The sequence below is a fragment of the Pseudomonas sp. CGJS7 genome, assembly GCF_036961695.1.
Genome location: NZ_JBAMDI010000038.1, coordinates 1 through 26429, shown reverse-complemented (window position 1 = coordinate 26429; position 26429 = coordinate 1). Strand labels below are relative to the sequence as shown.

The following is a 26429-nucleotide window of genomic DNA, read 5'->3' as shown; positions in this document are numbered from 1 at the left end:
AGTGGGTCGAAGCTTGAACCTTTGAGGGCCGGTACAAAATTCAGACTGCGACGTAGGTTACGCCGCCGAGGCCGCCTCGGTTTTCGCCCGCCAGCTGTCGCGCACTTCAGTCGCAACGAATTGGCGCGGAGCGCCGGGCGCGCATTCCAATGCCTGCAACATCTTGAGCACCGGCGCGAACTTCTTCTCGCCGCATTTCGCCGACTTGTACAGAACCCGCAGCAGCCGTTCCGCGGTCGCATCGACTTTTTTGCTCTTGCCCGTTTCCCAGCGGGCCACCGATTGCTCGCTGGTGCCCAATAGCTCCGCCAGCGCCGCTTGCGACAATTCCAGCTGATTGCGCAAAAAACGGAACTCCTGGCCGTTCACCGGATTGGGGCTGGCTACGATCGCTTCGGCCAGCGCATCGTGCAGGCCGTCCACGTCGTGAATCTTTACGCCCTGTCCGAACGGCGTCTTGACGGTCTTGTAGCCGTTCTTCAGAAATACGTTGGACAGGCCCGCGCCGAGGTAGCGGTACATGTCAAATCCCCCTGTCTTCTAGGTGTTGTTTGATGTCGACGATCAGTTCGACGACGCGCGCGCCTTCTACCGATGCGTACACCCGAAATGCGTGCCACTGATTGGCAGAGAAACGCTCCATGCGGAACTCCCAGAATCCATCCTCTCTAAACACCGGTTTGCCGACGATGGTTCCCTTGCGCAAGCATTCGATGATCTGCAAGTAAGTCGTCATCCCGGCCATGCTGCGTTTCATCGGGGCGGGAACGATGGTGACGTTGAACGAATCCTTCGCCGCCTCGTGAACGCGCGGTTCCAACTGCCTGGCGGTGATTCTGAATTTGCTGACGGGCATCCTTTCCTCTACGAGTCTAGCCTATCAATTTGATAGGTGATTGCAAGCTGGATATACCGGCCGACGCCTTTGGTTAAGGGTTCTCCGGCGTCCGAAGGGGGCCGGCGGGCCGGACGACGCCTGCCTTCGGAAACCGACCGGTGTGCTAGGCAATCGCTCATTCGCGGGCGCCCCGGACAGGTGTTTAAGGCGCCGGCACAACTGACGCCCTGTAGGCGCCCGTATGGCCGTTCGGGTCCTAGCGGCGGTGCGCAAGCCGGCGGCAATTTCCCGCAAGGCGAATCGGCTGGCGCGCAACGTGCCGGGCACGTGCGGTTCGCGGGAGCAGGCTGTTCCAAGTTGCTGTTGCGGACGCGCCAGGGGCCGCCGCGGGCTGGACGGCGGCAGGTCGGCGGTGAACGGGCTTACTTGGAGCGGATCGCTTGGAGGTTGCCGTGGACTTGATCGGCCCACAGGCGGAACACTCGGGCCAGGGCGCGGCGGCGCGATTGTTCGGGCTTACGGATGGCGGGCGAAGGCGCGTCGGCGGGATCGATGGTTTGGGCGATGCCGATCAGTTCGTTGTGGAAGGCTTGCAAGCCAAGATAGGCATCGACAGGTAGCAGGACGTGGTCCGCGGGAATCGCGGACGGGGTTCTTCGGGGCATATGCGTTACTCCTCTCCATGTGAGTAGCCCGCTCTGCATGAACATGCAGGCGGGGTGTCGGGAGGCTAGAAACCGTACGTAGACGGCGGGCTTATTCCCCTTGCGGGTGTTGTATTCACCGCCCTCCCGACGCAGGGCGCATGCGTCGGCAGTGCCTGAAGAACGGGCACAAAAAAACCACCGGTGTTTCGGAGGTGGCTACCGCTACGTAAGGAGTTTCTAGGCTCCTGCGCGAAGACTGCGACTCGCAAAAAACCTTGTCAATAGCGGTTCGCGAAGTTTTTTCGATAGTGCACAACGACGATGCACGTGGTGTGGATCAAAGCGAAATCCATAGCGGAATCGCGAATAAAGCCGCGCCTAAGACGAACAGTGCGGTCAACACGTGAATCATCGGTCGGTTGATCCGCAAGAAGACGAATTGCTCGATGGTGCGGCCGACCCAGAACAGCGACATGCCCAATAGCACTGCGCGGCCCAGCGCGGAGCTGTGCAGTTCGTCGGCGAACAGGAAGCACAGCGCGGCGACGCCTAGAGCGATGTAGATCAGGCGCAGGTTGAGAATCTGGATGATGGCGCGGTCGGCGATGGTCGCGTTCGCCAATGTGCGTCGCCAGCCGAACAGTTTCCAGAAGCCCATGTGGAAGATGGCGAAACCGAGGCTGTGCAGGCCGGCTAGGTAGATCCACGTGGTCGCGGTCATGGCATGGCCCATGCGGCTGTGGGGGGCGATTGTGGCAGCGGGAAGAGCGTCGGTGATATGCGGATGTTTCGGTTCCGACCGTAGGAGCGGCGTCCCACGGGATTTCCTTCGGTCACGAGCCGCGACCGCGACATCGCGCTTACGACGCAGGCCGGATGTCGCGGTCGCGGCTCGCGCCGCTCCTACAGGGGCTTCGGCTAATCGCGTTTGGGTTTGGGGGAGACGCGCATGGCGATGCGGGCGCGGAATACGGGTTCGCCGGCGGGGTTGGCGATTTCCACGTTCACGGGCAGGTCGTAGGGCGCGTCGGATTCGACGATAGGCGCGGCCGGGGTAGCGACGGCGCGCAAGGTGCCGACGGCCTTCTTGAGGTATTCCACCTGCATGCCGATGGGAATCCAGCGCATCGACTTGGGAATGCTGACGTCGGTCATCACCCCGCCAGTGAGTTCGGCGAGGTTGCACATGGCGATGGCGTGGACGGTGCCGAGGTGGTTGGTGACGGCGCGGCGGTGTTTGATGGTGGCGGTGCAGCGGCCGGGTTCCAGGGATTCGAAGCGCGGTTTGATGCTGCCGAAGTAGGGCGCTTTCATGCAGACGGCGCGCGAGAACAGCCAGTGGCCGGCGGGGTAGCGGGTCAGTTTTTTGTAGAGGGTGAGGACGTTGGCGCTCATGGCGGTTATGGCTCGTCGTGAGGTTATGTGGAGTCGCGTCGCACTTTCCCACTGTCATTCCCGCGAAGGCGGGAATCCAGAGACTTCAGAGTCATGCAGCGATGAAGCCCTGGATTCCCGCCTACGCGGGAATGACGGTAGGTGGGTTGCGCGGGATTGGCGCGTACGCGCGCGGGAATGACGGCAGGTGGGTGGCGAGATGGCGTGAAAGAACGCGTTTCTAGGCCGGATACCAAAACGGCGAGCCCGAGGGCCCGCCGTTCCGTTTCAAGCGTCGTATCGCATCCACGATCCCGGCATCAAGCCGCGGCGCGAGTATCGCCGTGGCCGCCATCGGCCTGGTGCGGCTTGTAGCCGGCCGAACGCAGCTCGGCGGCGTCGAAGTCGTCGACGCTGATGGCGTCGATGGTCATCTCGCGCAGCTCTTCCAATTGCTTGCGTTCTTCGGCGGTGATCCAGCCTTCGCGCACGCCCTCTTCGAGCTGGGCGGGGAAGTCCAACGCTTCGATGTCGCTGTTCTTCAGCGCTTTGAGGAACTTGCGCTCCACCGGTTCGGCCAGGATCACTTTCTGCAGGTAGCTGTTGATGCGGCCGGCCGGGTTGTTCTCGCACGGGGTGATGAACACGCCTTCGGCCAGACGGTCGCGGGCGTCGTTGGGCGACATCAGCAACGATGCGGCGCGGTGGCCCAGGCGGTCGCTCGGCGCTTGCGCGCGGCGGCCCCACGGGAAGATCAGCATCCACAGCAGGTAGCCGACCGGACGGATCGGGAAGTTGCGCAGCGCGCCCGACAGCGCCAGTTCGATCTTGTGCACGCAGTCGTGGAAGGCCCAGGCCAGCAGCGGTTGGTCGCCGGCCGGACGGCCCTGGTCTTCGTAACGCTTGAGCATGGCGCTGGCGATGTAGAGCTGGCTGAGCACGTCGCCCAGGCGGCCGGACAGCGATTCCTTGAACTTCAGCTTGCCGCCGAGCAGCAGCATCGAGGTGTCGGCCATCAACGCCAGCGTCGCCGAGTAGCGGTTGAGCTTGCGGTAGTAGCGGCGGGTGTAGGTGTCGCCCGGGGCGGCGCCGATGCGCGCGGCGGTCAGGCCGAACCACCAGCTGCGCACGGCGTTGGAGATGGCGAAGCCGATGTGGCCGAACAGGTTCTTGTCGAACTCGCGCAGCGCCTGCGCCTTGTCGGGCAGCATCGCCGCCTTCATTTCCTTGAGCACCCACGGGTGGCACAGGATCGCGCCCTGGCCGAAGATCATCAGCGAGCGGGTCATGATGTTGGCGCCTTCCACCGTGATCATGATCGGCAGCGCCTGCCAGTTGCGGCCGGCGTAGTTCTTCGGCCCGAGGATGATGCCCTTGCCGCCGTGGATGTCCATGACGTCCTTGGCGACTTCGCGGGCCATCTCGGTGCAGTGGTACTTGGCGATGGTCGAGGGCACGGCGGGGTTTTCGCCGCGCGCCACGGCCGCGGCGGTGGCCTGCGACAGGGCGCTGATCGCGAACGCGCGGCCGGCGATGCGGGCGAGGGCTTCTTCCACGCCTTCGAAGCGGCCGACCGACAGGCCGAACTGCTTGCGGATGCGGGCGTAGGCGCCGGTGACGATGGCGCCCATCTTGGCGCCGCCGCTGCCCGAGGAGGGCAGGGTGATCGAGCGGCCGATCGACAAGCATTCCACCAGCATCTGCCAGCCCTTGCCGGCGTAGGCTTCGCCGCCGATCAACTGGCTCAGCGGGATGAAGACTTCGCGGCCGTGGATCGGGCCGTTCTGGAAGGTGCAGTTGAGCGGGAAGTGGCGGCGGCCGACTTCCACCCCGGGGGTGTCGCGCGGCAGCAGCGCGATGGTGATGCCGATGTCGCGCTTGTCGCCGATCAAACCGTCCGGGTCGTACATGCGGAAGGCCAGACCGATCAGCGTGGCCACCGGCGCCAGGGTGATGTAGCGCTTATCGAAGGTCAGCTTGACGCCGACCACGCGCGCGCCGTTCCAGTCGCCCATGGTGACGATGCCGTAGTCGGGAATCGACGTGGCATCCGAACCCGCCCACGGGCCGGTGAGGCCGAAGCAGGGCACTTCGCGGCCGTCGGCCAGGCGCGGCAGGTAATGGTCTTTCTGTTCCTGGGTGCCGTAATGCATCAACAGTTCGGCCGGGCCCAGCGAGTTGGGCACGCCGACGGTGGAGCTGACCACGCTCGACACCGTCGCCAGTTTCTGGATGACCTTGTGGTTGGCGAGCGCCGAGAAACCCAGACCGCCATACTCCTTCGGGATGTTGAGGCCGAAGAATTTGTTCTTCTTGACGTAGTCCCACATTTCCGGCGACAGGTCGGCGTCGATGTGGGTGATCTGCCAGTCGTTGGTCATCCGGCACAGGTCTTCGGTCGGGCCGTCGAGGAAGGCTTGTTCTTCCGCGGTCAGCTCGGGCTTGGGCTGCGACAGCAGTTGCTGCCAGTCCGGCTTGCCGGAGAACAGTTCGCCCTCGAAACCCACGGTGCCGGCTTCCAGCGCGGTGCGCTCGGTTTCCGACAGCGGCGGCAGGATCTTGGTGTAGAAGCCCAGCAGCGGCTTGGTGATCAGCGGCAGGCGGATCGCCGGGATCAGCAGCGGGATGGCGATCACCGCGACCAACACGGCGGCGACGATGACCGCGGTGTGGTTGGCGCCGAGTAGCCAGCACGCGACCAGCGCGGTGGCGGTCAGTGCGGCCCACACCGGCAGACGCAGGCGGTGGTACGCGGCGACCGCGCCGATGATTAGAAAAGCAAGGAAGGGGATCGCGATACTCATGACGGCGCTCCAGAGGATGCGGCTGTACTCAGGCTAGTGGGGCTCGCGTGATGTCGGCGCCGAATCGGCGCGAACGCGGCTTGCGCGGTCGCTGGATCCGGCATTCAAACGCTGGCATCAAACGGGTAACATACGGCCGAGTATGGAATTGCAATTCGGTGCTGTCAACCGAACGGGCATGAGCGGTTCTGGAACGCACGAAACCGCGGCCGCGAGCCCGCCAGAGCCCATAAATCCGCCGCTTTTCTGCTGCAGCGCAGCATCCGGCCGCGGTTTTCCCCGCCGTTCTTCACGAATCACCGTTCCCTGTTCCCCATTCCCTGCTTTTTGCTGCACTGCGTACTGTTCCCGACCATGCCGTATGGTTAAACTTGTCATCCATGAACCCGCCCGCCTCGAACAAGCCCGAGCCCAAGCTCGACGCCCCGTCCGCCGCCGTTGCCGGCGATGCCAAGACGGAACCCAAGCCCGAACGCAGCGGTCGGCTCAGCGCCGACGACTGGGCCCAGGCCGCGCTCGATCTGATCGCTGAGCAAGGTGTCGCCGCGGTCGCGGTGGAACCGCTCGCGCGCCGGCTCGGTGTGACCAAGGGCAGCTTCTATTGGCACTTCCCCTCGCGCGATGCGTTGCTGGTCGCGGCGTTGGAGCGTTGGGAGAAGGTCGAGCAGGAAACCGTGTTCGGCCAGCTCGAACCGATTCCCGATCCGCGCCAGCGTTTGCGTTCGCTGTTCCACCTCGTCGCGCACGAGGTGAAGTCGCACGTCATCTATTCCGAGCTGCTCAAGGCGCTGGATCACCCGGCCGTGCAGCCGGTGATCGGCCGCGTGTCCGAACGCCGCCTGGACTACCTCACCGCTTCTTTCCGCCAAGCCGGCCTGAGCCGCACCGATGCCCAGCATCGCGCGCGCCTGCTCTACGCCGCCTATGTCGGCTTCCTGCAGTTGAACCTGCAACTGCACCAGACCCGCATGCAACACGACGAGTTCGAGGCCTATGTGGAGCACATGATGGCCACGCTGATTCCCTCGTCCTGACCGAGTCACCGATTCCCTTAACGTTGTCCCCCGGCTGGAGAGCAATGCCGTGAATGCTATTTCGAAAGACGCTATCCCCACGACTGCGGCGCTGGGGGGCGCCGGCAGTTCGCTTGCCGCTTTGAACGAGTGGGTGGCGCAGGTCGCCGCGCTGACCCAACCCGACAAGATCCAATGGTGCGACGGCAGCGATGCCGAGAACCAGGCGCTGATCGAGCAGATGCTGGCCGACGGCACCCTGGAGCGCCTGAACGACGAAACCCATCCGGGCAGCTATCTGCACCGCTCGCATCCCGACGACGTCGCCCGGGTCGAGCACCTGACCTTCGTCTGCACCAACGAGCGCGAAGACGCCGGCCCGAACAATCACTGGATGGCGCCGCGCGAAGCGCACGCCAAGATGGACGCGCTGTTCGAAGGCTGCATGCGCGGCCGCACCATGTACGTGATTCCGTATTGCATGGGCCCGATCGAATCGCCGCTGGCGCGTTGCGGCGTGGAAATCACCGACTCGCCGTACGTGGTCGCCAACATGCGGATCATGACCCGCATGGGCGAAGCCGCACGCAAGCGGATCGAGCGCGAGGGCAAGTTCGTGCGCGGTCTGCATTCGATCGGCGAGCTCGATCCCGAGCGCCGTTTCATCATGCACTTCCCCGATGAGCTGACCATCAAGTCGTTCGGTTCGGGTTACGGCGGCAACGCCTTGCTCGGCAAGAAGTGCCATGCGCTGCGCATCGCCTCGCATCAGGCGCGTAGCGAAGGCTGGTTGGCCGAGCACATGCTGATCGTCGGCATCGAGAACCCGCAGGGCGAAACCCACTACGTCGCCGCGGCGTTCCCGTCGGCGTGCGGCAAGACCAATCTGGCCATGCTGATTCCGCCGGAAGGTTATCGCCAGGCCGGCTGGAAGGTGTGGACGGTCGGCGACGACATCTGCTGGATGCGCCCAGGCGCCGATGGCCGCTTGTACGCGATCAACCCCGAAGCCGGCTATTTCGGCGTCGCCCCGGGCACCTCGACCAAGTCGAACCCGAACGCGCTCGCTTCGATCCAGCGCAACACCATCTTCACCAACGTCGGCGTCACCGCCGACGACCAGCCGTGGTGGGAAGGCTTGGACAACGGCCAGACCGCGGCCACCGACTGGCGCGGCAATGCCTTCGACGCGGCCAAGGGCCCGGCGGCGCATCCCAACTCGCGTTTCACCGTCTCGGCCAAGCAGTGCCCGAGCTATTCGGCCGAAGCCGAAAACCCGGCCGGCGTGCCGATCTCGGCGATCGTGTTCGGCGGCCGCCGCGCCTCGCTGGTGCCGCTGGTGTTCCAGGCCCGCGACTGGACCCACGGCGTACTGGTCGGCGCGGCGATGGGCTCGGAAACCACCGCGGCGGCGACCGGCGCGGTCGGCGTGATGCGGCGCGACCCGATGGCGATGAAGCCGTTCTGCGGCTACAACTTCGCCGATTACTTCAGCCATTGGCTGTCGTTCGATCAGGCCGGCGCCAATTTGCCGAAGGTGTTCCACGTCAACTGGTTCCGCAAGGGCGACGACGGCAAGTTCCTGTGGCCGGGTTTCGGCGACAACCTGCGGGTGATCGAGTGGATGATCGGCCGGGTCAAGGGCGAAGCCGGCGCGACCGAGACGCCGATCGGGCATCTGCCGCAGGCCGGGGATCTGAACCTGGACGGCGTGAGCTTGAACGAGGAGGCGCACGCCAAGTTGTTCGGCTTCGACCATGCCGGCTGGAGCGCCGAGTTCGACAGCATCGGCGATTACCTGCGCGAATACGGCCCGCGCATGCCGCAGGCCCTGCACGATGAGCAGCAGCGCATCGCCGCGGCGCTGAAAAGCTAAGAAGCAGGAGTGAGTGGGGAGGAGTGAGGAGCGAGCGGGGCGCGTTGCCTGCTTGGGCCTCGCTCCTTTCCTTTTTTGGCGCGGTCCGTACCGTTCCAGGCCCGCCCGGGCCGACCTGCCTCCTCCCATCACCCCATCCGGCGCGGCCGCCCCGATCACCGCGCCTCCCGCTCACTCCTCACTTCTCTCAGCTCACTCCTCGCCTTTGGCGCGGTCCGTCCCGTTCCAAGCCCGCCCGAGCCGACCTGCCTCCTCCCAACGCCCCATCCGCCGCGGCCGCCCCGATCGCCGCGCCCCCGCTCACTCCTCACTTCTCTCAGCTCACTCCTCGCCCTTAAACCCTGAGCCCCGACCCCGCATCGGACTCAGTATGCTGACCGCCGTGAACGACACCATGCCCGATGCCGCACTAGCGACCGAAGTCGACGACGACCGCGCCCTGGTGGCCGCGGCCGCCTCCGGCGGGGTCGCCGCTTTCGAGGCGCTGTACCGCCGCCATGCCAGCCGCGTGCACGGCGTGATCGCCCGACTGGTCGGTTACCACGGCGCCCGCGCCGAGGACCTGACCCAGGAAGCCTTCGTCCGCGCCTGGCAGGCGCTGCCGAATTTCCGCTTCGAGTCGGCCTTCGGCACCTGGTTGCATCGGCTGGCGGTCAACACCGCGCTGATGGAACTGCGCGGCCGCCGCAGCCGTCCGTTCGAGGACAACGACGAGGAAGTGTTCGACACGCTCGGCAGCGCCGATTCGGCCGGCCACGTGACCGCCTTGTCGATGGACCTGGAACGCGCCGTCGCCACCTTGCCGCCGCGCGCCCGCGCCGTGCTGGTGCTGTACGACGTGGAAGGTTGGAAGCATGAGGAGATCGCCGCCGAGTTGGGCATGGCGGTCGGCAGTTCCAAAGCACAGTTGCACCGCGCGCGCAGCCTGCTGCGCACCCGGCTCGGAGAACAGGCATGAACCAGAACGATCTCAATCAGGACGATCTCAATCAGGGCCGCGGCCCCGACGGCGAGCTGCCCGATGCGTTGCGCTGGCAGTTGCGGGCGATGCGCCGCGATCAGCCGCCTTCGCGCGATCTGTGGGCAGGCATCGCCGCGCGGCTGGGCGAGCAATCGCCGCCGGTCGAGCAACCCGAGGCTGCGCCGGTGGTGCACGAGCTGCCGGCATCGGTCACGGTACTGCGGCCGCGCGATAACACGCGCAACCGTTGGATGGCGCCGTTCGCGCTGGCCGCCGGCGTGGCCGCGCTGGCGATCGGCATCGGCAGCCAGTTCCGCGCCCCGCAAGGCCCGGCCGGTACCGCGCCGAGCGAGGTCGCCGCGGCCGCGCCGGCCACCTTGATGCAGCGCGAAGCCGACGGCATGACCCGCCAGTACCAGGCGGCGATGCGCGAGATCGAACCGGCCACGCAACAGGCGCTCGCGCTCAAGCCGGCCTTCGATGAGCTCGACCGCAACGCCGCGTTGATCCTGGACGCGTTGTCGCACGACCCCGATTCGCGGTTGCTGCTGGAGCAACTGCGCCGCACCTACGCACGACGCCTCGCGCTGGCTCAGCGCGTGGCTTACACCTGATCCAAGGAGAACGCCCCCATGACATCCGTCCGCCACAGCACACATAGCCGCGTTCTCCGCCGCCTGCCCGCGACCGGCTTGCTCGCCGTCGCCCTGGCCGTCGCGTTGCCGGCCTTCGCCGCCACCCCGATCAACGAAACCCGGCCGATCGATCCGCTCGGCAGCATCGAGATCGACAACCTCAAAGGCCTGATCCAGGTCCGCGTCTGGGACCGCCCCGAGGTCAAGATCGAAGGCTCGCTCGGCGAGGGCGTGGAGAAGCTCGCCATCGAAGGCGACCGCAACGATCTGTCGATCAAGGTGCGTTATCCCAACCGCGGCAGCGGCATCGGTTTCCTGGCCGGCGGCGACAAGAGCGAGCCGACCGAACTGCGCCTGACCGTGCCGCTGCGGGTGGCGCTGGACATCGACGCGGTCTCGGCCACGGTCGACGTCAACGGCGTGGCCTCGCGCGAGCTCAAGATCGACAGCGTCAGCGGCGACGTGATCGTCGCCGGCGCGCCGCGCGAGGCGGAAATCGAGAGCGTCAGCGGCGACCTGCGCCTGACCCTCAACAGCGCCAAGGTCTCGGCGCAGACCGTCAGCGGCGATCTGGACCTGCGCGGCCGCCTGAGCGGCGAGGTCGATGTGGAAACCGTCTCCGGCAAGGTCGACGTGGCCGCCCATCAAACCCGGCTGAGCAGGGTCTCCGGCAATTCGGTGTCCGGCGATCTGCGCGTCGCCGGCGGCTTGGCCGACGGCGCCGAAGTCTCGCTGGAAACCGTCAGCGGCGACGTGCGCCTGACCCTGCCGAGCAACGTCTCGGCGAACGTGCACGGGCAGAGCTTCAGCGGCGACCTCAACGCGCCGGGCGCGCAGATCGTGCGTCCCAAGCACGGCCCGGGTTCGAGCTTCGAACACCGCTATGGCAGCGGCAGCGCCAAGGTCAAGATCGAGACGTTCTCGGGCGACGCGACGCTGCAGTTGGAGTAAGCCGCGCTAAGCAGACCGCGCGGCTGGCTGGACGTCGTTCCGGCAGCAATCCAGCCGCGCCGCTTGCGATCGTCATTCCGGAAGCAATCAACCCGCGCTGCTTGCGATCGTCATTCCGGCGAAAGCCGGAATCCATTTTGATCTCGCTCTCATCGGGTTTAAGAGACGACCGCCGTCCGCGCGATTGCCGGATGGAAAATGGCGCGTCGCGCGCCACAGGCTCAAGAAAAAACGCACCCGGCCTCCACAGAGGCCGGGTGCCGGCAAGGTCGGTACGGCATCAGGGAAGGGTCTGATCGTCGTACACAGCATCGAAACGAATCATGCCCTTGTCGCTGCCGCCACCGCCGAGATCTTCGCGACCTCGTCCTGAGTCGGCTCGCGAGCCGGCGATCGGCCCGCTGGGGTGTTGCGATCGGTCATCGGTCCTGCTCCATGAGGGACAACACCTGGAATCCTTCCAGGCGGGTATCGCCGAGCGCGATGCGCGATCCATGCGCAAGCCCGGTCGATCGCGTGCTCGATGCCGGCGTGGGGCGACGGCGATCCATGCCGATTCCGCAGCCGTGCGGTGTCGCATCCGACGTTCGTCCTTGTCCGCCGGAGGCTCGATCCTGAAGCATCCACTTGCGTCCCTGCGCATCGAGTACGAGTCGATTTCACAAAGACTGCGCAACGCGGACAAGCGCATTGGGACAAACCGCAGAAGTGGGGCGACGAACCGCATCGGGCGTGGAAACCGCGCGGCCCATGCGTCATCTCACCTGTCGTCATTCCGGCGAAAGCCGGAATCCATTTTGATCCCGCTCCACTGCGCCCGCGCAAGCCGTTCGCTCAGCGCCCCTAAAGCTCACTGGCCCGCAACAGCCCACGGATCGCCTCGCGATAATTCCGCCCGCTGTGCACTTGCTTGCCGCTGGCCAAGGTCAGTCGGTAGCGGCTGGATTCGATCGGCTTGACCTCGCGCACCGCCGCCGAGCGCACGATGATCGAGCGGTGCACCTGCACGAACCGGGCCGGGTCCAGTTCCGAGGCGAACGCGCTCAGCGTGCGCCGCAGGACGAAGCTGCGGTCGGCGGTCTGCACTTCCAGGTAATTGCGCTGGGCGATGACCAGTTCGATCTCGTCGGTGCCGACCAGTTGCAAGCGCTGGCCGATCGGCAAGGCCAGCCGCAAGGGATAGGCCGGCGCATGGACGGCGGCGGCCGGCGGCCGCGACTGGCGGATGCGCTGCAAGGTATCGAGCAGGCGCGCCGCCGAGACCGGTTTGAGCAGATAGTCGGTGGCGCGGACTTCGAATGCGCGGATCGCGTGCTGCTTGTAGCCGGTGACGAACACGATCGCCGGTTGCGGCGCGGGCAGCGCCGCCAGCGCGGCGAATCCGTCGGTTTCCGGCATTTCGATGTCCAGGAACAGCACATCCACCGGTTGCCGGGCCAAGGCCGCGGCGACATCGGTGCCGTCGCTGCACTCGACCACGATCTCGACCTGCGTCCCCGCCACGCGCTGCAGCAGCCGGCGCAGCCGCGCGCGCGCCAGCGGCTCGTCGTCGACGATGGCGACGCGCAGGGCGCTCACAGCGGCGGCTCGGTCGCGGCGGCGGGCGCTGAAGTCGTCATCGGCGCGAACTGCGCAGCCCGCGCCGCAAGGATCGGCAGGACGATGCGCACGCGGTGTTCGCCGCCGTCGATGGCGCCGTATTCGAGCTGAGCAGCATCGCCGTACAGACAACGCAACCGCTCGCGCGTGCTGCTCAGGCCCAGCCCACCGCCCGGCGCCGGGGCGACGCCGGCGAGCAGGGTGTTTTCCACCTCGATCAGCAGCCGGCCGTCGCTGACGCTTGCGCGCAACGACAAACGGCTGGGCTGGCGGCGCTTGGCGATGGCGTGGACGATGGCGTTCTCCACCAGCGGCAACAGGATCAGCGTCGGCACGGCCACCGACAGCGCGCGTTCCTCGATCGACCATTCCAGCCGCAGGCGTTCGCCCAGTCGGATGCTTTCGATCTGCAGATAGGTGCGGATCAGTTCGATCTCTTCGCGCAGCGGGCGTTCCTGGCTCTGGTCGGCGTCCAGGCTGTCGTGCAGCAGCTCCGACAGGCCGACCAGGATGTCCTCGGCCATGTCCGGATCGCTTTGCACCAGTTCGGCGATCGAGTTGAGGGTGTTGAACAGAAAATGCGGATTGAGCTTGGCGGTCAGCGCTTCCAGCCGGCTGCGGGCGAGGTTGGCTTCGACCTGCAGCAGCTTGCGCTCGCGTTCGCGCATGCGCTCGGACAACACCAGCGCGTGAGCGGCGGCGACGATCATCCAGGCCATCATCACGTTGTTGCGCAAGCTGGTCACCGCGACTTCCCAGAACCCCGGCAACTGGTCGTACCAATGGTGGATCGGGTTGGTGTAGTACATATGCGCCGCGCGCAGCAGGATCACCGCCAGCACCGCCGCCGACTGGATCGCCAGCGCGCGGCCGAAGCGGCCGCGTTCCAGCGGGTAGCGCCGCACCACCCACAGCAGTCCCAGGGTCAGCGGCACCCAGCTCAGCCAGATCGACAGGCTGTCGCGCAGCACGATGCTCCAGGGCTCGGTGCGGCCGGCGGCCTCGTTCATGCTCAGCACTTGCCCGGCGAACAGGACCGCGTAGGCGATCCACCACAGCAGGACCAGCAACCAGATCGGGACGGTTCGGCGCGACATGCCGCGACGTTAGCCGGCCGCCGGGGTTCCCACAATCGGCCGCGGTCGCAGGATCGTCCGCGGGCGTGGTCAGGCCGCGGCGGCGACCTTATGCTTGCCCGATCGTCGGCGCAACGCCGTGGCGTTACGGGGTGGCAGGCTTTGAACGATCAGGTCGATCAACTGGTGCAATCCGCGGGTCTGGCCTCGCGCGCCGGCCGTTGGCAGGAGGCCGAGCGGCTGTGGAACCAGGTGCGTACGCTCGCACCGCGGCACCCGCAGGCGCTGTACAGCCTGGGCATCCACGCGCTGCAGCGCGGCGACAGCGCCGGCGCCCTGGAGCTGCTGCAAGCCGCGCACCAAGCCGCGCCCAACGATCCGATGATCCTGTTGTCGATCGGCATGGTCCAGCGCGAACGCGGCCAGCATCAGGGCGAATGGGACGCGATCCAGGCCGCGCTCGCGCTCGATGCGTACTTCCTGCCGGGCCTGCTGAGCAAGGCCACTTGGCTGGAGCGCCAGGGCCAGTCGCGCGCGGCCGCGCAGGCCTATCGCAACGCCCTGACCGTGGCGCCGCCGCAGCCGCATTGGCCGGAGATGCTCAAGTCGCAGCTGGTTCACGCCCAGGCCAAAGTCAGCCAGTACCAGGACGAATTCAGTGAGTACCTGGCGCACCGCGTCGGCGGCCCGCGCGCGGCGCTGCAGGCCGGCGCGCTAGGCCGCTGGGACGAAGCGGCCTCGATCATGGTCGGCCGCAGCAAGCCGTACCACGCCGATTGCAATCAACTGTGCGTACCGCGCCTGCCGGCGATCCCGTTCTTCGACCGCGACCAGTTCGCCTGGGTGCCGGAACTGGAGAGCCGCACCTACGACATCCTGCGCGAGATGCGCGAAGTGCTGCGCAACGAACAGGCCGAATTCACCCCCTACATCGAGTACCAACCCGGCGACCCGGTCAATCAATGGCGCGAGCTCAATCACTCGCGGCGCTGGAGCACCTACAAGCTGTGGAGCTACTCCCAGCCGGTGCACGAGCACTTGGCGCATTGCCCTCAGACCCGCGCCGCGCTGGAGGCCGTGGAGATGGCCTCCATCGCCGACGTCTGCCCGAACGCGATGTTCTCCGCGTTGGCGCCGCACACGCACATCCCGCCGCACCACGGCGAAACCAACGCGCGGCTGGTGGTGCATCTGCCGCTGATCGTGCCGGAGAAGTGCAGCTACCGGGTCGGTTTCGAGCGGCGCGAGTGGAAGGTCGGCGAAGTGTTGATCTTCGACGACTCGATCGAGCACGAAGCGCGCAACGACAGCGACGAGCTGCGGGTGGTGCTGATCTTCGACGTGTGGAATCCGCTGCTGTCGCTGGCCGAGCGCGAGATGGTCAATGCGATGATGGGCGCGCATCGGGATTTTCTGGCGGGGCGCTGAGGCGGTAGCGGCACCGGCTGGGCGAACGAATCGGGGTGGAGCGGAACGTGGCGAGCGATTGCGCCGCGTTGGGCTCCGCCCTTTCGTTTTCGGGGTCGGCCGCGAGTAAATCGAGGACAAAAAAAGGCGGGCCGAAGCCCGCCTTTGAGTGACTCGGATTACGTGGTTCTTATTAGAAACGGAACTTGATGCCCATGGTGTAGTAGCGACCCAGGGTGTCGTAGAACTGCGGGAACGTGTTGCCGCTGTTGACCGCGGTGCTGCCGATGTTGCTGCCCACCACCGGCGGCTGCTTGTCGGCGAGGTTGGCCACGGTGAAGGTCACGCGGGCGTTCCACGGCAGTTCGTAGGCCATCGACAGGTCGAAGTAGTCGTACGAATTGATCGAACGGTAGGCATCGAACCAGGGCTTGTCGCTCGGCTCGACGTCGAGGGCGCTGAGGTGGCGCCAGTTCAGACCGAGTTCGAAGTCCTTGATCGACCACACCGCGCGGAAGTTCGACTTGTAGTCGTAGATGATGCCGGCGACGGTGTTGCACGCGGTGCTGTAGTAGCCCAGGCAGTCGCGCACGGGGGTGATCGAGGAGGCCTTGAAGTCGAACGAGTCGGTCTTGGTCAGATCCAGGGCGAAGTCCAGTCGGCCCCACTCGTTAGCCATTTCGAAGCCGTAGCGAACGCCCAGATCCCAGCCCGCGGTCTCGACTTGGCCGTCGTTGGTCAGTTCCAGGAACGGACCGCGAGCGTCGCCGTCGATGCCGCCGCTGATCGCGTCGCGCGAACCGATCATCTGCTGACAGAACGGATTGCTGAGCGACAGGCCCGGGTTGCGCGCCGGGTTGTAGCAGTTGTTCAGCACGTCTTCGAGGGTGCGGCTTTCGATCGCCTGGTCGATCTTGATCTTCCAGTAGTCCAAGGTGACCGAGAAGTCCTGCGACGGCTGCCAGACCACGCCGAGGGTCTGCGTATCGGCAGTTTCCGGCCCGAGCAGCGGGTTGCCGCCCTGGAAGATGTTGGCCTGATAAGCGCTGGGCTCGCTGACTTCGCCCACCGCGCTCAGCGGCACGCCGGTCTGGATGCACAGGTTGGTCAACGTGCCGGCGACGCCGATATCGGCGGCCTTCATGTTGTCGAACTGGCAGGGATCGGCGTCGGCGTTGTCGAGCTGGGTGATGACCGGCAGGAACAGCTCATTGACGTTCGGCGCGCGGGTAGCGCGCTGGAACATGCCGCGGAAGCGCAGCTGTTCGATCGGCGACCACTCCAGGCCGTACTTGTAGCTGCCGTAGGAGACATCGGTCGGGCCGGACTTGAACTGGGTGCGGCGATAGCCGCCTTCGAAGTTCAGCGCGTGCGCGCCGCTCTTGCCGCTGATGATCGGAGCGATGACTTCGACATAAGCCTCTTTCAGGCTCAGCTTGCCGTCGACGTCCGGGTTGGCGCTGCCGGCGCCGAGGACTTCCAGCGGATCGCGCGAGGCCGCGTCGGCGCGGTTGGTCGCGTGGACCTTGCGGCCTTCCAAGCCGAATGCCAGACCGATCGGATAATCGGCCCACGGGCTCTTGAAGGTGTCGCCGAGGTCGCCGGTGACCGAACCGGACCACACTTCCTGTTCGACGCGCTGGGTAGCGAAGGTCAGCACTTCGAGGAACTTCTTCGAGTCGGCGGTGATCGAGCCTTCCGGACCCCACAGGTTCAGCGGGCGGCAGCCGCCGGTAGGATTCACGCAGTTGATGCCGTCGATCGACTGCAGCGACTGCTCGACCTTGCTCTTGGCCAGGAAGCCGCCCTGAACCAGCAGCTGATCGGCTTCGCCGTGCGACCAGTAGGCGTCGTAGCGCCAGCTGTCATTGATCGCGCCGCGCACGCCGACGGTGCCCTGGAAGGTCTTGTTCTGGAAGTCCGAGTAACGGGTGCCCAGTTCGGTCGTGCGGCGGAAGATGCCGGTGGTGACCGTATCGGTGCTGCCGGCGGTGCAGTTGATGCCCGGTGCGCCGAACTCGGCGCACAGCTGCTGGCGCGCGGCGTCCGGAATCAGCGGGTTGCCGACGTTGTAGGTGAAGGTGTCGCCGAACAGGCCGCCCGGAGCGATCTGCGAGAACACGTTCGAACGGGTGTACAGCGCCTGGGCGTAGGCTTCGGCGTGCTCGTTGATTTCATAGCGGGCCAGCGTGGTGGCCTGCCAACGATCGAGCGCGGTCTGGTTGAAGTTGAACGGGTTGAAGTTGAACGGCACCGAGGTGCCGGTGAACGCGCCGGTGGCCGGATTGATCTGGCCCAGGCGGGTGACGCGGGTCGGGATGCCGGTGCCGGAACCGCCGGCCTTGCCGCTCAGCGAGTCGAAGTTGAATTCGCTGAAGTCGCGCGCGCCCTGCAGCAGCGGATCGTTGTCGGTCTTGCTCAGGCTCAGCACGACGTTGCCGCGGCCGTCGTCGAGGTTTACACCGATGGTGACGTCGGTGTTGCGGCGGTCGGCGTCCTGCTTGCTCGACTGGCCGTAGCTGGTGTTGACCTCAACGCCTTCGAAATTGCGCTTGAGCACGAAGTTGAGCACGCCGGCGACGGCGTCCGCGCCGTACACCGCCGAAGCGCCGCCGGTGACGACATCGACGCTGTCGATCAGCGCGACCGGAATGACGTTGGTATCGACCACGCCCTGCAGGTTGAACGGAACGACGCGGCGGCCGTCCATCAGCACCAGGGTGCGGTTGGGGCCGAGGCCGCGAAGGTCGACGGTGGCGCCGCCGTTGGTGCCGTTGTTGGTGCCGGGGCCGATCGAGGGCACCGCGCCGGGCATCAGCTTGAGGAAGTCCTCAGCCGAGGAGGGCTGGATGCGATCGATCTCTTCGCGATCGACAGTCATAACCGGGCTGTTGGTGGTCAAGCCCGGGATCGAAATGCGCGAACCGGTGACCTGGATGCGATCCAGGGTGGTGGCGTCTTCAGCAGCCGGCGCGGCGGGCGCCGCGGCGTCTTGGGCGGAAGCCAGGCCGGTGCCGGCGAGGCTGGTCGCGCCCACGCACAACGCGAAGACGATCGCGTCGCGCAATTTGGTGGTCTTCAGGGTCATCTCTCTCTCCAAGTCTGTCCTGAACGAACGGGTCCCAATGCAAAGTGGTCTACCAAACGGCGCATAACTGAAGGCCTAAATTGGCAAATCCGGCCCGATAGTAGACGGCTTGAAGAAATAATTAAAGTGTTGTTAAAGCTCGATTTCTGTCGCAGAGCACTTTGCGACGCTGTTGGCGGCGGCATAAAAAAACACGGCTCCCGAGGGAGCCGTGTTCATTGTTGCGGTGCAGCGAATTGCTTAGAAGCGCTGCTGGTACTTCATGTACACGAAGCGGCCGATATCGAACTCGCCGTTGTAGACCGTGGTCGAGTTGGGAGCGCTGTACATCTGCGGGCCCAAGTGGTTGAACACGTTGTTGGCGCCGATCGAAACGGTGGCGTTCCACGGCACCGACACGCGCAGCTGCAGGTCGTGGAAGGTGTTGCTGCCCAGCTTGTTGATCGGACGGGTCTGGGCCGGGTTACGCGCCATGTAGTTCGGATCGCTGCACTCTTCCGGGAACGCAGCCGCGCTGAGGCAGCTTTCCTTCAGGCCGGAGTAGTAGCGCGCGCCCCAGGTGACGCCGAAAGCGCCCTTGGTCCAGGTCAGGTTGGCGTTGGAACGGATGCGGAAGTTCGAACCGTTGGTGCTCGCGAAGCTGACGCTCTGCTGCGGCAGGACGCCCGCGGCATCGGTGGTCTTGAACTCGTCGCGCACGACGTAGGTGTTCTGCCAGTTCAACACGAAATTGCCGATGCTCGTGTCGAAGCGGTAGTTGACGTCGAAGTCGAAGCCTTCGGTTTCCTGGTAGCCGGCGTTACGCGTGCTCAGCTGCATGCTGTTGACGATGCCCAACACCGAGTCGCGGGTGAAGGTGGTGCAGCGCGAGGCGATGTTCTGCACGTAGCAGTCGCTCAGCATCTGGCCGGCGAGGTCGGCGACGATCGTGTTCTCGATGCGGATCTTCCACCAGTCCAGGCTGGCGCCCAGGCCCGGGATGAAGTCCGGGCTCCAGACCACGCCCAAGGTCTTGGACTCGGAGGTTTCCGGGGTCAGCTGCGGATTGGCCACGCCCTGGAAGAACGGGATCGGCGTCTGCGGCGAGGCGGTCGTCGCGGCGACGAAGCCCTGCTGCAACTGGCGGAAGTTCGCGTAGTTGGCGATCGCCGACGCGCAACGGCCGCGGGTAGCGGCATCGGTGCGCGCCGCGCCGTTCACCGGATCGCAGGGATCGGTGTAGCTGACGAAGCTCTGCGAGCCGCCGCCGTACAGGTTGGCGATGGTCGGCGCGCGGAAGCCTTCAGCCCAGGTGCCGCGGAACAACAGGCTGTCGATCGGCTTCCACTTGAAACCGAACTTGCTGTTGACCGTGTCGCCGAAGGTGTCGTAGTCGGAGTAGCGGCTGGCCAGGCTGAAGCTCAGTTCCTTGGCGCCGGCCACGTCGGCCAACACCGGGATCTGGAGCTCGGCGTACAGTTCGTCGACGGTGTAGCCGCCCGAGGTCGGACGCGAAGCCAGGTTGGTCGAGTTGCCGCTGACCGCCAGGGCGTCCGGGGTGAACGAGCCGCGCTCGCGACGGTGCTCGGCGCCGACCGCGAAGGCCAGATCGCCGCCCGGCAGCGCGAACAGCGAGCCGGTCAGGTTGGCGCTGACCACCTGGGTGGTGGTTTCGCCGGTCGAATGTTCTTCCTGGAACAGGTAGTCCTGCAGCGCCTGGTTGCCGGTCAGAGCGCCCGGGCCGGAGACGCCGTAGGCCAGGAACGGATTCCACGGCACGCACTGGCCCGCATCCGGACCGATGGCGATCGGCGCGGCGGCCGTGCCGCACTGGACCTGGCCGTTGGCGTTCAGGAACGACGGACCGACGGCGCGGCCGACGTTAGCCAGGTTGAGGTTGCCGTAGCTGGCCTGCACGACCTTGTTGCTGCTGTGCAGGTAGCTGACGTCCCAGTCGAAGGTGCGGTCGGCGAACTCGAAGCTGCCTTCGACCGCGCCGCTGATGCGCAGGGTGTCCAGGTCGCTGGTGGAGAAGCGCGGCACTTCCCAGGTACGGCGCCACCAGTTGCTGATGGTCTGGCCGGGCAGCGGATTGAAGTAGCTGTTCGGGTCGACCGAGACGTTGGTGGTGCGGTTGTTGAACGTGATCGACTGGAACGGATAACCGGCGACCTGACGGTCGGCGGTGCGGTTGGTGTACGCCGCATCGCCGCGGAAGCGGATGTTGTCGGTGATGTCGTACGAACCGCTGACGTAGATCGACTTGCGTTCCAGCGGGGTACGCAGGTCGGTTTGTTCGTTGGTGTTGCTGACCTGGCCGTTCGGCGCGGTCTGGTTCTGCGGCACGTAGTCGGCGATGTTCTTCGGATTGCCGCCTTCGCGCAGGACCAAGCGGGTGCCGTTGGCGCGGCCGGTGCCCGGGGTGCCGGGGTTGACGACGAAACCGCCGTACTGGCCGACCGGGGTCCAGCTCACGTACGGATGGTACTGACCCTGCGGGAATTCGCTGAAGGGACGGTCGCTGGCGCGGACGCGGTCTTCCTTGGCGTATTCGGCCACGGCGGTGAACGAGCCGCGATCGCCGCGGGCGCCCATCACCAGGTCGACCTTCTGGATGTCGCCGTCGCCTTCGCCGTACTGGCCGTAGTAGGCGCTGGCCTGCATGCCTTCGTAGTTGGTGCGGGTGATGATGTTGATCACGCCGCCGATGGCGTCGGAGCCGTAAATCGCCGAGGCGCCGTCCTTCAGCACTTCGACGCGTTCCACGGCCGCGGCCGGGATGGTCGAGATGTCTTGCAGGCCGCCGGTCGAAATGCCCAGACGCTTGCCGTTGACCAGCACCAGGGTGCGGGTCGCGCCGAGGTTGCGCAGGTTGATGAACGAGCCGCCGACGGTTTCGCCGGCGAGCAGCGGCGAGGCGCGCGACAACGCGGGGGTACCGGCCGCCGAGACGTTCTGGAGAATGTCGGCGACCGACTGGAAGCCCTGCTGTTCGATCTGGGCGCGGCTGATGCTGAGCACCGGCTGCGAGGTTTCGATGTCCACCTGACGGATGCGCGAACCGGTTACTTCAACGCGGTCGAGCGTGGTGGCTTCCTTCGAAGCGGGTGCGCTCGCTTCCTGTGCTACGGCGCCGCCGGCGATGGCGGTCGTGCCCACCGCGAGCGCGAAGGTGATCGCGTCGCGGAGCTGGGTGGTCTTGAAGGTCATTCTCTCTCTCCGAAAATCGGTCTGGTGTACCCGTGTAGCCCGGCCGGAGGCGTCAAATAAAACGCCAAGACCAGCAAGGTCCGCCGATGCTAACCGTCAGTTCGGAAGAATTAAAGTGTCGTTAAGTGTCGGTTTGTGACCTGTTGAAGTGCCGGTTTGTACTTAAAGACACCGTACTTTTGCGTATTTGAGGTCACTTGATTTGCACAAGTGAGTGAATTTTAGGGGGAATTTCCCTGTTCATTCGGTGCCGGACGCGGCATCGAAAGCCTGATCGCGAGCGTGGGGGTGCACGCGGTGTAGCGGCAAATGTGCTGCGCCGGATGCGGTCACCTCACTCTGGTACAAAAACACACAATTTCGTTCAGCCGATTCCGCAAAGCACGGTCGGCGCGGTTTCAGCGTGGATGACGGCCCTGCGGGCGCGTCTTGAGGGCTGCTCAGTGGGCGGAATCGTTGGCGAACGACGGCCGCGATATTCGCGACCGTTCGATGCGAAGCGACCGATCTTTACCCCTGCTTCGTCGTGACGCACGGCTACGCCGCACGATGCCGAGAGCGCGCGTCCGGATGGGTGAGCGAGGGGATTACAGGTCTTGTTCGTAACGGACGTAGGGCACGGTGCCCTCGTCCTTTTCGCCGTTGCCCGGCGCGAACGGGTTCTTGCCGCGGGTGACCACGTTTTCGGCGCCGACGGTGAGCTGGCCGCTCCACGGGGTGCGCCAAGTCAAGCCGATGCCGAGGGCTTCCCACTGCTGACCGGGCATTTCGACCACGCGGCCGACGATGTTGGCGCCGAAATTGCCGTAGCCGGCGCCGACGGCGATGCTCTTGCTGCTCCAGCGATCGGCCAGGCCGGGCATCTCGCCGGCCGGGATCAGTTTGGCGTGGGCCAAGGTTCCGCCGATGGAGACCATCGCCTCGCGGCCGATGTTCTTCTGTGCATAGACGGCGAGGGTGTTTTGATCGACCCGGCTGGTGCGGTTGTTGGGGCTGAGCCAGCCGGGCAGGGTAACGCGCCCGGAACCGATACTCACCCCGACCCGGCCGCCGGGGCGGCTGAGGCCGACGCCGGCGCCGATCTGGCGATTGCCGTCGCGATCGTCGTCGTCGAGCGCGGCGAGCATGCAGTGATTGGCGAGGTTGCCGATGGCGCCGGCCAGACCGGTTTTGCGGTCGCAGACCAAGCCCAGCCCGTCGCCGGAATCCAGGCCCAGTGCGGCATCGAAGGTGTTGGCGCCGACTTTCCAGCGCGCCGCGGCGGCTTTGTCGGCCGGTTGCAACTGCAACAGGTACTCCAGCTTGCCGTTGTTCTGGTTCCACACCGGCAAGTAGGTGGTGTCTTGCTTGGCCTGCGCGTGCGCGCCCGTAGCCACGCCTAGGGCGAGCGTCAGGACAAGCGGCAATTGGCGCAGGTGCTTGAGCATCGAAAAGTCGTTGAGCGCGGACCGTGGTTAAGACCGGATGAAAGCGGTCGAGTTCCCCATTTCTCGAAATTGACTATAGCCGGTTTATGTTTATTTAACAATCGGAAAGCGGTCCCAAATCCGCCTCCCGCCGACCGCCGGAGCGATCACTGTACCCGTTGCGGGGCCTGGATTTCAGCGGCCGCGGCGGCGAACAGGCCGGCAATTTGGTTGCTGTCGAAACGATAGCTCTGGCCGCAGAACTCACAGCGGATGTGGGCCTGGCCGTCGGCGGCGGACACGGCCGCGTCGGCCTCCTCGCGGCCGAGCGAGACCAGCATGGCCTCGACCCGTTCGCGCGAGCACGAGCAGGCGAAGCTCAGCGGCTTGCCGCCCAGCACCTGCACGCCGTCCTCGTGGAACAGGCGGGTCAGCAGGGTGTCGGTGGGCAGTTCCAGCAGTTCCTCGGTGCTCAGGGTGTCGAACAGCGCCCCGGCCCGGGCCCAGCCGTCGTCGTCGCCTTCATCGCCCGGCAGCTTCTGCAGCATCAGCCCGGCCGCCTGGCGCCCGTCGGCGGCCAGCAGCAAGCGGGTCGGCAATTGTTCGGACTGGCGGAAATAGTCCTCGAACGCGCCGGCCAGCGAGTCGGATTCCAGCGACACCAGGCCCTGGTAGCGGACCGGCTCGCGGCCGCCCAGGGCCGGGTTTTCGATGGTGATGGCGAGCATGGCCTGCGGGCCGAGTTCGCGCAGATCGCGCGACACCTCGCCGCCTTCCTCGGCCAGTTGGACGATGCCGCGCAGGGTGCCGGCCGCGGTGCATTCGGCGAACAGGGTGCGCAGCGCGCCTTCGCCGCGCAATTGCACCGACAGGCGGCCTTCGACCTTGGCGTGGCCGGTGAACAACGCCGCCGCGGCCGCGGCCTCGCCGAGCATTTCGGCCGCCGCCGCCGGGTAATCGGCGCGTTCGCGGATCTGCTGCCAGGTGTCGTGCAGGCGCACCCGGACCCCACGCACGCCGGCGGTTTCGATCAGGAAACGGGTCAGGCGGTCGCGGTCGTCGGACGGGGCGGCTTGGGGTGAGGCGTGGTCGGTCATGGTCGTACTCTGGGGTCGCAGTGCGCCGATCGCGTGCCGGCGAACGCGGCGGACGCGGCTTCGCGGATAATGCGCAGGTGCCTGTGAAGGGGGAGAAGCAGCAATGCGGTCGCGACCGGAACGTAGTTCGCCAACAATCCAAGCCAAACTACGACGGGTCTTGCGCCTTGCGCAAACAGTGGGGACGGAGGCGGCGTGGTGCAAGGCTTGACCGATCGCGCCACTCCCGCGCCGGCGCCCCCGGCCGCCGTACCCTCGCGCCGCCGCCGTTGGCTGCGCTGGCTGTTGGCCTTGCCGTTGCTGTTCGCGCTGGCCTCAATCCTGCAAGTGGCGAGCTTGCGCTTCATCGACCCGCCGTTCTCGGCGTTCATGATGATCCGCCAGTTCGAGGCCTGGGGCTCGGGCGATTTCGGCTTCCGGCTGGCTCACGACTGGCGCGATCTGGACGAAATCTCCAGCAACGTGCCGGTGGCGCTGGTGGCCTCGGAGGATCAGAACTTCGCCGAGCATTTCGGCTTCGATCTGCAGGCGATCGAGAAGGCGCGCAAGAACAACGAGCGCGGGCGCAAGGTCCGCGGCGGCAGCACCATCAGCCAGCAGACCGCCAAGAACCTGTTTTTGTGGAGCGGCCGCAGTTGGGTCCGCAAAGGCGTGGAGGCCTGGTACACGCTGCTGATCGAGGCGATGTGGCCGAAGCGGCGGATCATCGAGGTCTACGCCAACATCGCCGAGTTCGGCGACGGCGTGTACGGCGCGCAGGCCGCCGCGCGCACTTACTTCCGCAAGGACGCCAGCCAGCTCGGACCGGCCGAGGCCGCGCGCATGGCCGCGGTGCTGCCCAATCCCAAGCGCTACAGCATCGCCAAGCCGGGCCCGTATGTGCAGCGCCGGGCCGGGGCGATCCAGCGGCAGATGCGGTATATCGGCGGTAGCGGGTATTTGAAGCAGATCGAGTGAAGGCCGGGGGCGGGATCGGCTTCGCTCCGTCGTCGGCGTTACCCGCACACCCGGCGGCTACGCCGCCTCGTTACTATTGATGCCATGAACCGCGATCGCGTCACCGTCGTCCTGGCCGCCTTCGACGAAGCGCAGAGCCTGCCCTTGCTGCAGCCGCGGATCGCCGCGGCCCTGGACGCGCTCGCGGGCGACGGCATCGACGGCCGCGTGCTGTATGTCGACGACGGCAGCCGCGACGCCACCTGGAGCATCCTGCAGGCGTTCGCCGCGCAGGACGCGCGGGTCGGATTGCTGCGCCTGTCGCGCAATTTCGGCAAGGAGGCGGCGCTGACCGCCGGGCTGGACCGGATCGAGGACGGCGCGGCGTTGATCCTGGACGCCGACGGCCAGGATCCGCCGGAGCTGATTCCGCAGTTCGTCGCGCGCTGGCGCGAGGGCTACGACGACGTCTACGGCACCCGCCTGGAACGCGAGGGCGAAGGCTGGCTCAAGCGCGGCAGCGCGCATGCGTTCTATCGGGTGATCGGCCGGCTTTCGCGCACGCCGATCCCGGCCGACACCGGCGACTTCCGCCTGCTTTCGCCGCGCGCGCTGGATGCGTTGCGGCAGCTGCGCGAACGTCATCGGTTCATGAAGGGCCTGTTCGGCTGGATCGGCTACAACCGCATCGCCCTGCCGTACCACCGCGAGCCGCGAGTGGCCGGGCGCAGCAAGTTCAATCTGTGGCGGCTGTGGAACCTGGCGCTGGAAGGCATCACCAGTTTCTCGACCGCGCCGTTGCGGCTGGCCACGTATCTGGGGCTGGCGACCGCGCTGGTGGCGTTCGCCTTCGCCGCCAAGGTGGTGCTGAAGGCGCTGCTGTTCGGCGACCCGGTGCAGGGCTGGCCGACGATGATGGCGGTGATCCTGTTCCTGGGCGGGGTTCAGCTGATCGCGCTGGGCCTGATCGGCGAGTACCTGGGCCGGCTGTACGAGGAATCCAAACAGCGGCCTTTATATCTTGTCGACACTTGGCAGCCCGCCGCGGGAGTATCCTCGGTCCCAACCCGGTTCCCCCCGCTCGCGGAAGGAGATGGCCGTGCGCACAGTAAGGCAACTGTTGGAGGCGAAAGCCGCTGAGGTGTTCGCGATCGGCCCCGATGCGCCGGTGATAGACGCGATCCGGTTGATGGCCGAAAAGCGCATCGGCGCGGTGCTGGTGATGGAGGGCCCGCGATTGGCCGGGATCCTGTCCGAGCGCGATTACGCGCGCAAGATCGTATTGCAGGGGCGTTCCTCCGCCGACACGCCGGTGCGCGACATCATGACCGCGCAAGTGGTCAGCGTCGGGCTGGGCGACAGCGCCGAGCGCTGCATGCAGATCGTGACCGACAAGCGCATTCGCCATTTGCCGGTGCTGGAAGGCGGGCAAGTGGTGGGGGTGGTGTCGATCGGCGACTTGGTCAAGGCGGTCATTGAAGATCAGCAGGTCGAGTTGGATCAGTTGCAGCGCTACATCGCCAGCTGATTTC

Annotated in this window: 21 protein-coding genes; 9 read left to right on the top strand and 12 right to left on the bottom strand. The window is 66.0% G+C overall.

The window, feature by feature from the left end; genetic code table 11:
- Window positions 1-57 precede the first annotated feature (57 nt).
- From V7787_RS22330 to V7787_RS22305, 6 genes are all read right to left on the bottom strand, one after another.
- Window positions 58-522, bottom strand: a complete 465-nt coding sequence (locus V7787_RS22330; protein WP_336089610.1) for a helix-turn-helix domain-containing protein — start codon at window positions 520-522, stop codon at window positions 58-60.
- 1 nt (window position 523) lies between these two features.
- Window positions 524-856, bottom strand: coding sequence for a hypothetical protein (locus tag V7787_RS22325; RefSeq protein ID WP_336089608.1), 333 nt, complete (start codon window positions 854-856; stop codon window positions 524-526).
- 404 nt (window positions 857-1260) lie between these two features.
- Window positions 1261-1503 carry an XAC0095 family protein gene (locus V7787_RS22320; RefSeq protein WP_336089606.1) on the bottom strand — a complete coding sequence of 81 codons (243 nt, stop codon included), beginning with the start codon at window positions 1501-1503 and terminating at the stop codon, window positions 1261-1263.
- Between the two features lie 319 nt (window positions 1504-1822).
- Complete coding sequence (locus V7787_RS22315; protein ID WP_336089604.1) at window positions 1823-2206, bottom strand: hypothetical protein; 384 nt, start codon at window positions 2204-2206, stop codon at window positions 1823-1825.
- Window positions 2207-2403: 197 nt separating this feature from the next.
- Entirely contained in the window at window positions 2404-2880 is a 477-nt protein-coding gene (locus V7787_RS22310; protein ID WP_336089603.1) for a hotdog fold domain-containing protein, read from the bottom strand.
- A 299-nt stretch (window positions 2881-3179) separates the two neighbouring features.
- Window positions 3180-5663 carry an acyl-CoA dehydrogenase gene (locus V7787_RS22305; protein ID WP_336089601.1) on the bottom strand — a complete coding sequence of 828 codons (2484 nt, stop codon included), beginning with the start codon at window positions 5661-5663 and terminating at the stop codon, window positions 3180-3182.
- A gap of 380 nt (window positions 5664-6043) precedes the next feature.
- Here V7787_RS22305 and V7787_RS22300 point away from each other — a divergent pair, with 380 nt between their 5' ends.
- The 5 genes from V7787_RS22300 (at window position 6044) to V7787_RS22280 (ending at window position 11099) form a co-directional block, all read left to right on the top strand.
- Window positions 6044-6697, top strand: a complete 654-nt coding sequence (locus tag V7787_RS22300; RefSeq protein WP_336089600.1) for a TetR/AcrR family transcriptional regulator — start codon at window positions 6044-6046, stop codon at window positions 6695-6697.
- A 49-nt stretch (window positions 6698-6746) separates the two neighbouring features.
- On the top strand, window positions 6747-8552 hold the full coding sequence (locus V7787_RS22295; RefSeq protein ID WP_336089598.1) for a phosphoenolpyruvate carboxykinase (GTP): 1806 nt from the start codon (window positions 6747-6749) through the stop codon (window positions 8550-8552).
- 370 nt (window positions 8553-8922) lie between these two features.
- Window positions 8923-9510, top strand: coding sequence for an RNA polymerase sigma factor (locus V7787_RS22290; protein ID WP_336089596.1), 588 nt, complete (start codon window positions 8923-8925; stop codon window positions 9508-9510).
- A complete protein-coding gene (locus V7787_RS22285) occupies window positions 9507-10127 on the top strand; it encodes a hypothetical protein (protein WP_336089595.1) in 621 nt (206 codons plus the stop codon). The genes V7787_RS22290 and V7787_RS22285 overlap by 4 nt, the downstream gene beginning before the upstream one ends.
- A gap of 18 nt (window positions 10128-10145) precedes the next feature.
- Complete coding sequence (locus tag V7787_RS22280; RefSeq protein ID WP_336089594.1) at window positions 10146-11099, top strand: DUF4097 family beta strand repeat-containing protein; 954 nt, start codon at window positions 10146-10148, stop codon at window positions 11097-11099.
- 843 nt (window positions 11100-11942) lie between these two features.
- Here V7787_RS22280 and V7787_RS22275 read toward each other — a convergent pair.
- Window positions 11943-12677, bottom strand: a complete 735-nt coding sequence (locus tag V7787_RS22275; RefSeq protein WP_336089593.1) for a LytR/AlgR family response regulator transcription factor — start codon at window positions 12675-12677, stop codon at window positions 11943-11945.
- Window positions 12674-13795: a sensor histidine kinase gene (locus V7787_RS22270; RefSeq protein WP_336089592.1), complete on the bottom strand. Its 1122-nt coding sequence runs from the start codon at window positions 13793-13795 to the stop codon at window positions 12674-12676. The genes V7787_RS22275 and V7787_RS22270 overlap by 4 nt, the downstream gene beginning before the upstream one ends.
- Before the next feature lie 90 nt (window positions 13796-13885).
- Here V7787_RS22270 and V7787_RS22265 point away from each other — a divergent pair, with 90 nt between their 5' ends.
- Window positions 13886-15202 carry an aspartyl/asparaginyl beta-hydroxylase domain-containing protein gene (locus V7787_RS22265; protein WP_336089591.1) on the top strand — a complete coding sequence of 439 codons (1317 nt, stop codon included), beginning with the start codon at window positions 13886-13888 and terminating at the stop codon, window positions 15200-15202.
- A 172-nt stretch (window positions 15203-15374) separates the two neighbouring features.
- Here the strand turns inward: V7787_RS22265 and V7787_RS22260 are convergent, their stop codons facing one another.
- The 4 genes from V7787_RS22260 to hslO form a co-directional block, all read right to left on the bottom strand.
- Window positions 15375-18269 carry a TonB-dependent receptor plug domain-containing protein gene (locus V7787_RS22260; RefSeq protein WP_336089590.1) on the bottom strand — a complete coding sequence of 965 codons (2895 nt, stop codon included), beginning with the start codon at window positions 18267-18269 and terminating at the stop codon, window positions 15375-15377.
- A 240-nt stretch (window positions 18270-18509) separates the two neighbouring features.
- Complete coding sequence (locus V7787_RS22255; protein WP_336089589.1) at window positions 18510-21458, bottom strand: TonB-dependent receptor domain-containing protein; 2949 nt, start codon at window positions 21456-21458, stop codon at window positions 18510-18512.
- Window positions 21459-22045: 587 nt separating this feature from the next.
- Window positions 22046-22885 (bottom strand): XOO1806 family protein, encoded by an 840-nt coding sequence (locus V7787_RS22250; protein ID WP_336089588.1) that lies wholly within the window; start codon window positions 22883-22885, stop codon window positions 22046-22048.
- A gap of 146 nt (window positions 22886-23031) precedes the next feature.
- Window positions 23032-23961 (bottom strand): Hsp33 family molecular chaperone HslO, encoded by a 930-nt coding sequence (hslO, locus tag V7787_RS22245; RefSeq protein WP_336089587.1) that lies wholly within the window; start codon window positions 23959-23961, stop codon window positions 23032-23034.
- Between the two features lie 207 nt (window positions 23962-24168).
- Here hslO and mtgA point away from each other — a divergent pair, with 207 nt between their 5' ends.
- The 3 genes from mtgA to V7787_RS22230 all read left to right on the top strand — a co-directional run bounded on the left by mtgA (window position 24169) and on the right by V7787_RS22230 (window position 26425).
- Complete coding sequence (gene mtgA / locus V7787_RS22240) at window positions 24169-24918, top strand: monofunctional biosynthetic peptidoglycan transglycosylase (RefSeq protein ID WP_442965329.1); 750 nt, start codon at window positions 24169-24171, stop codon at window positions 24916-24918.
- An 84-nt stretch (window positions 24919-25002) separates the two neighbouring features.
- Window positions 25003-26037, top strand: a complete 1035-nt coding sequence (locus V7787_RS22235; protein WP_336089585.1) for a glycosyltransferase family 2 protein — start codon at window positions 25003-25005, stop codon at window positions 26035-26037.
- Window positions 25997-26425 (top strand): CBS domain-containing protein, encoded by a 429-nt coding sequence (locus V7787_RS22230; RefSeq protein WP_336089584.1) that lies wholly within the window; start codon window positions 25997-25999, stop codon window positions 26423-26425. Before V7787_RS22235 ends, V7787_RS22230 begins: the two co-directional genes overlap by 41 nt.
- The last annotated feature ends 4 nt before the right edge of the window (window positions 26426-26429 follow it).

Excerpts from the sequence above, each read along its gene's own strand:
- V7787_RS22235 (WP_336089585.1), top strand. The coding sequence starts at position 25,003 with ATGAACCGCGATCGCGTCACCGTCGTCCTGGCCGCCTTCGACGAAGCG.
- V7787_RS22285 (WP_336089595.1), top strand. The coding sequence starts at position 9,507 with ATGAACCAGAACGATCTCAATCAGGACGATCTCAATCAGGGCCGCGGC.
- V7787_RS22315 (WP_336089604.1), bottom strand. The coding sequence starts at position 2,206 with ATGACCGCGACCACGTGGATCTACCTAGCCGGCCTGCACAGCCTCGGT.
- V7787_RS22330 (WP_336089610.1), bottom strand. The coding sequence starts at position 522 with ATGTACCGCTACCTCGGCGCGGGCCTGTCCAACGTATTTCTGAAGAAC.
- V7787_RS22290 (WP_336089596.1), top strand. The coding sequence starts at position 8,923 with ATGCTGACCGCCGTGAACGACACCATGCCCGATGCCGCACTAGCGACC.
- V7787_RS22320 (WP_336089606.1), bottom strand. The coding sequence starts at position 1,503 with ATGCCCCGAAGAACCCCGTCCGCGATTCCCGCGGACCACGTCCTGCTA.
- V7787_RS22305 (WP_336089601.1), bottom strand. The coding sequence starts at position 5,663 with ATGAGTATCGCGATCCCCTTCCTTGCTTTTCTAATCATCGGCGCGGTC.
- V7787_RS22260 (WP_336089590.1), bottom strand. The coding sequence starts at position 18,269 with ATGACCCTGAAGACCACCAAATTGCGCGACGCGATCGTCTTCGCGTTG.
- V7787_RS22255 (WP_336089589.1), bottom strand. The coding sequence starts at position 21,458 with ATGACCTTCAAGACCACCCAGCTCCGCGACGCGATCACCTTCGCGCTC.
- hslO (WP_336089587.1), bottom strand. The coding sequence starts at position 23,961 with ATGACCGACCACGCCTCACCCCAAGCCGCCCCGTCCGACGACCGCGAC.
- V7787_RS22250 (WP_336089588.1), bottom strand. The coding sequence starts at position 22,885 with ATGCTCAAGCACCTGCGCCAATTGCCGCTTGTCCTGACGCTCGCCCTA.
- V7787_RS22310 (WP_336089603.1), bottom strand. The coding sequence starts at position 2,880 with ATGAGCGCCAACGTCCTCACCCTCTACAAAAAACTGACCCGCTACCCC.
- V7787_RS22300 (WP_336089600.1), top strand. The coding sequence starts at position 6,044 with ATGAACCCGCCCGCCTCGAACAAGCCCGAGCCCAAGCTCGACGCCCCG.
- V7787_RS22325 (WP_336089608.1), bottom strand. The coding sequence starts at position 856 with ATGCCCGTCAGCAAATTCAGAATCACCGCCAGGCAGTTGGAACCGCGC.
- V7787_RS22280 (WP_336089594.1), top strand. The coding sequence starts at position 10,146 with ATGACATCCGTCCGCCACAGCACACATAGCCGCGTTCTCCGCCGCCTG.
- V7787_RS22270 (WP_336089592.1), bottom strand. The coding sequence starts at position 13,795 with ATGTCGCGCCGAACCGTCCCGATCTGGTTGCTGGTCCTGCTGTGGTGG.
- V7787_RS22265 (WP_336089591.1), top strand. The coding sequence starts at position 13,886 with ATGCTTGCCCGATCGTCGGCGCAACGCCGTGGCGTTACGGGGTGGCAG.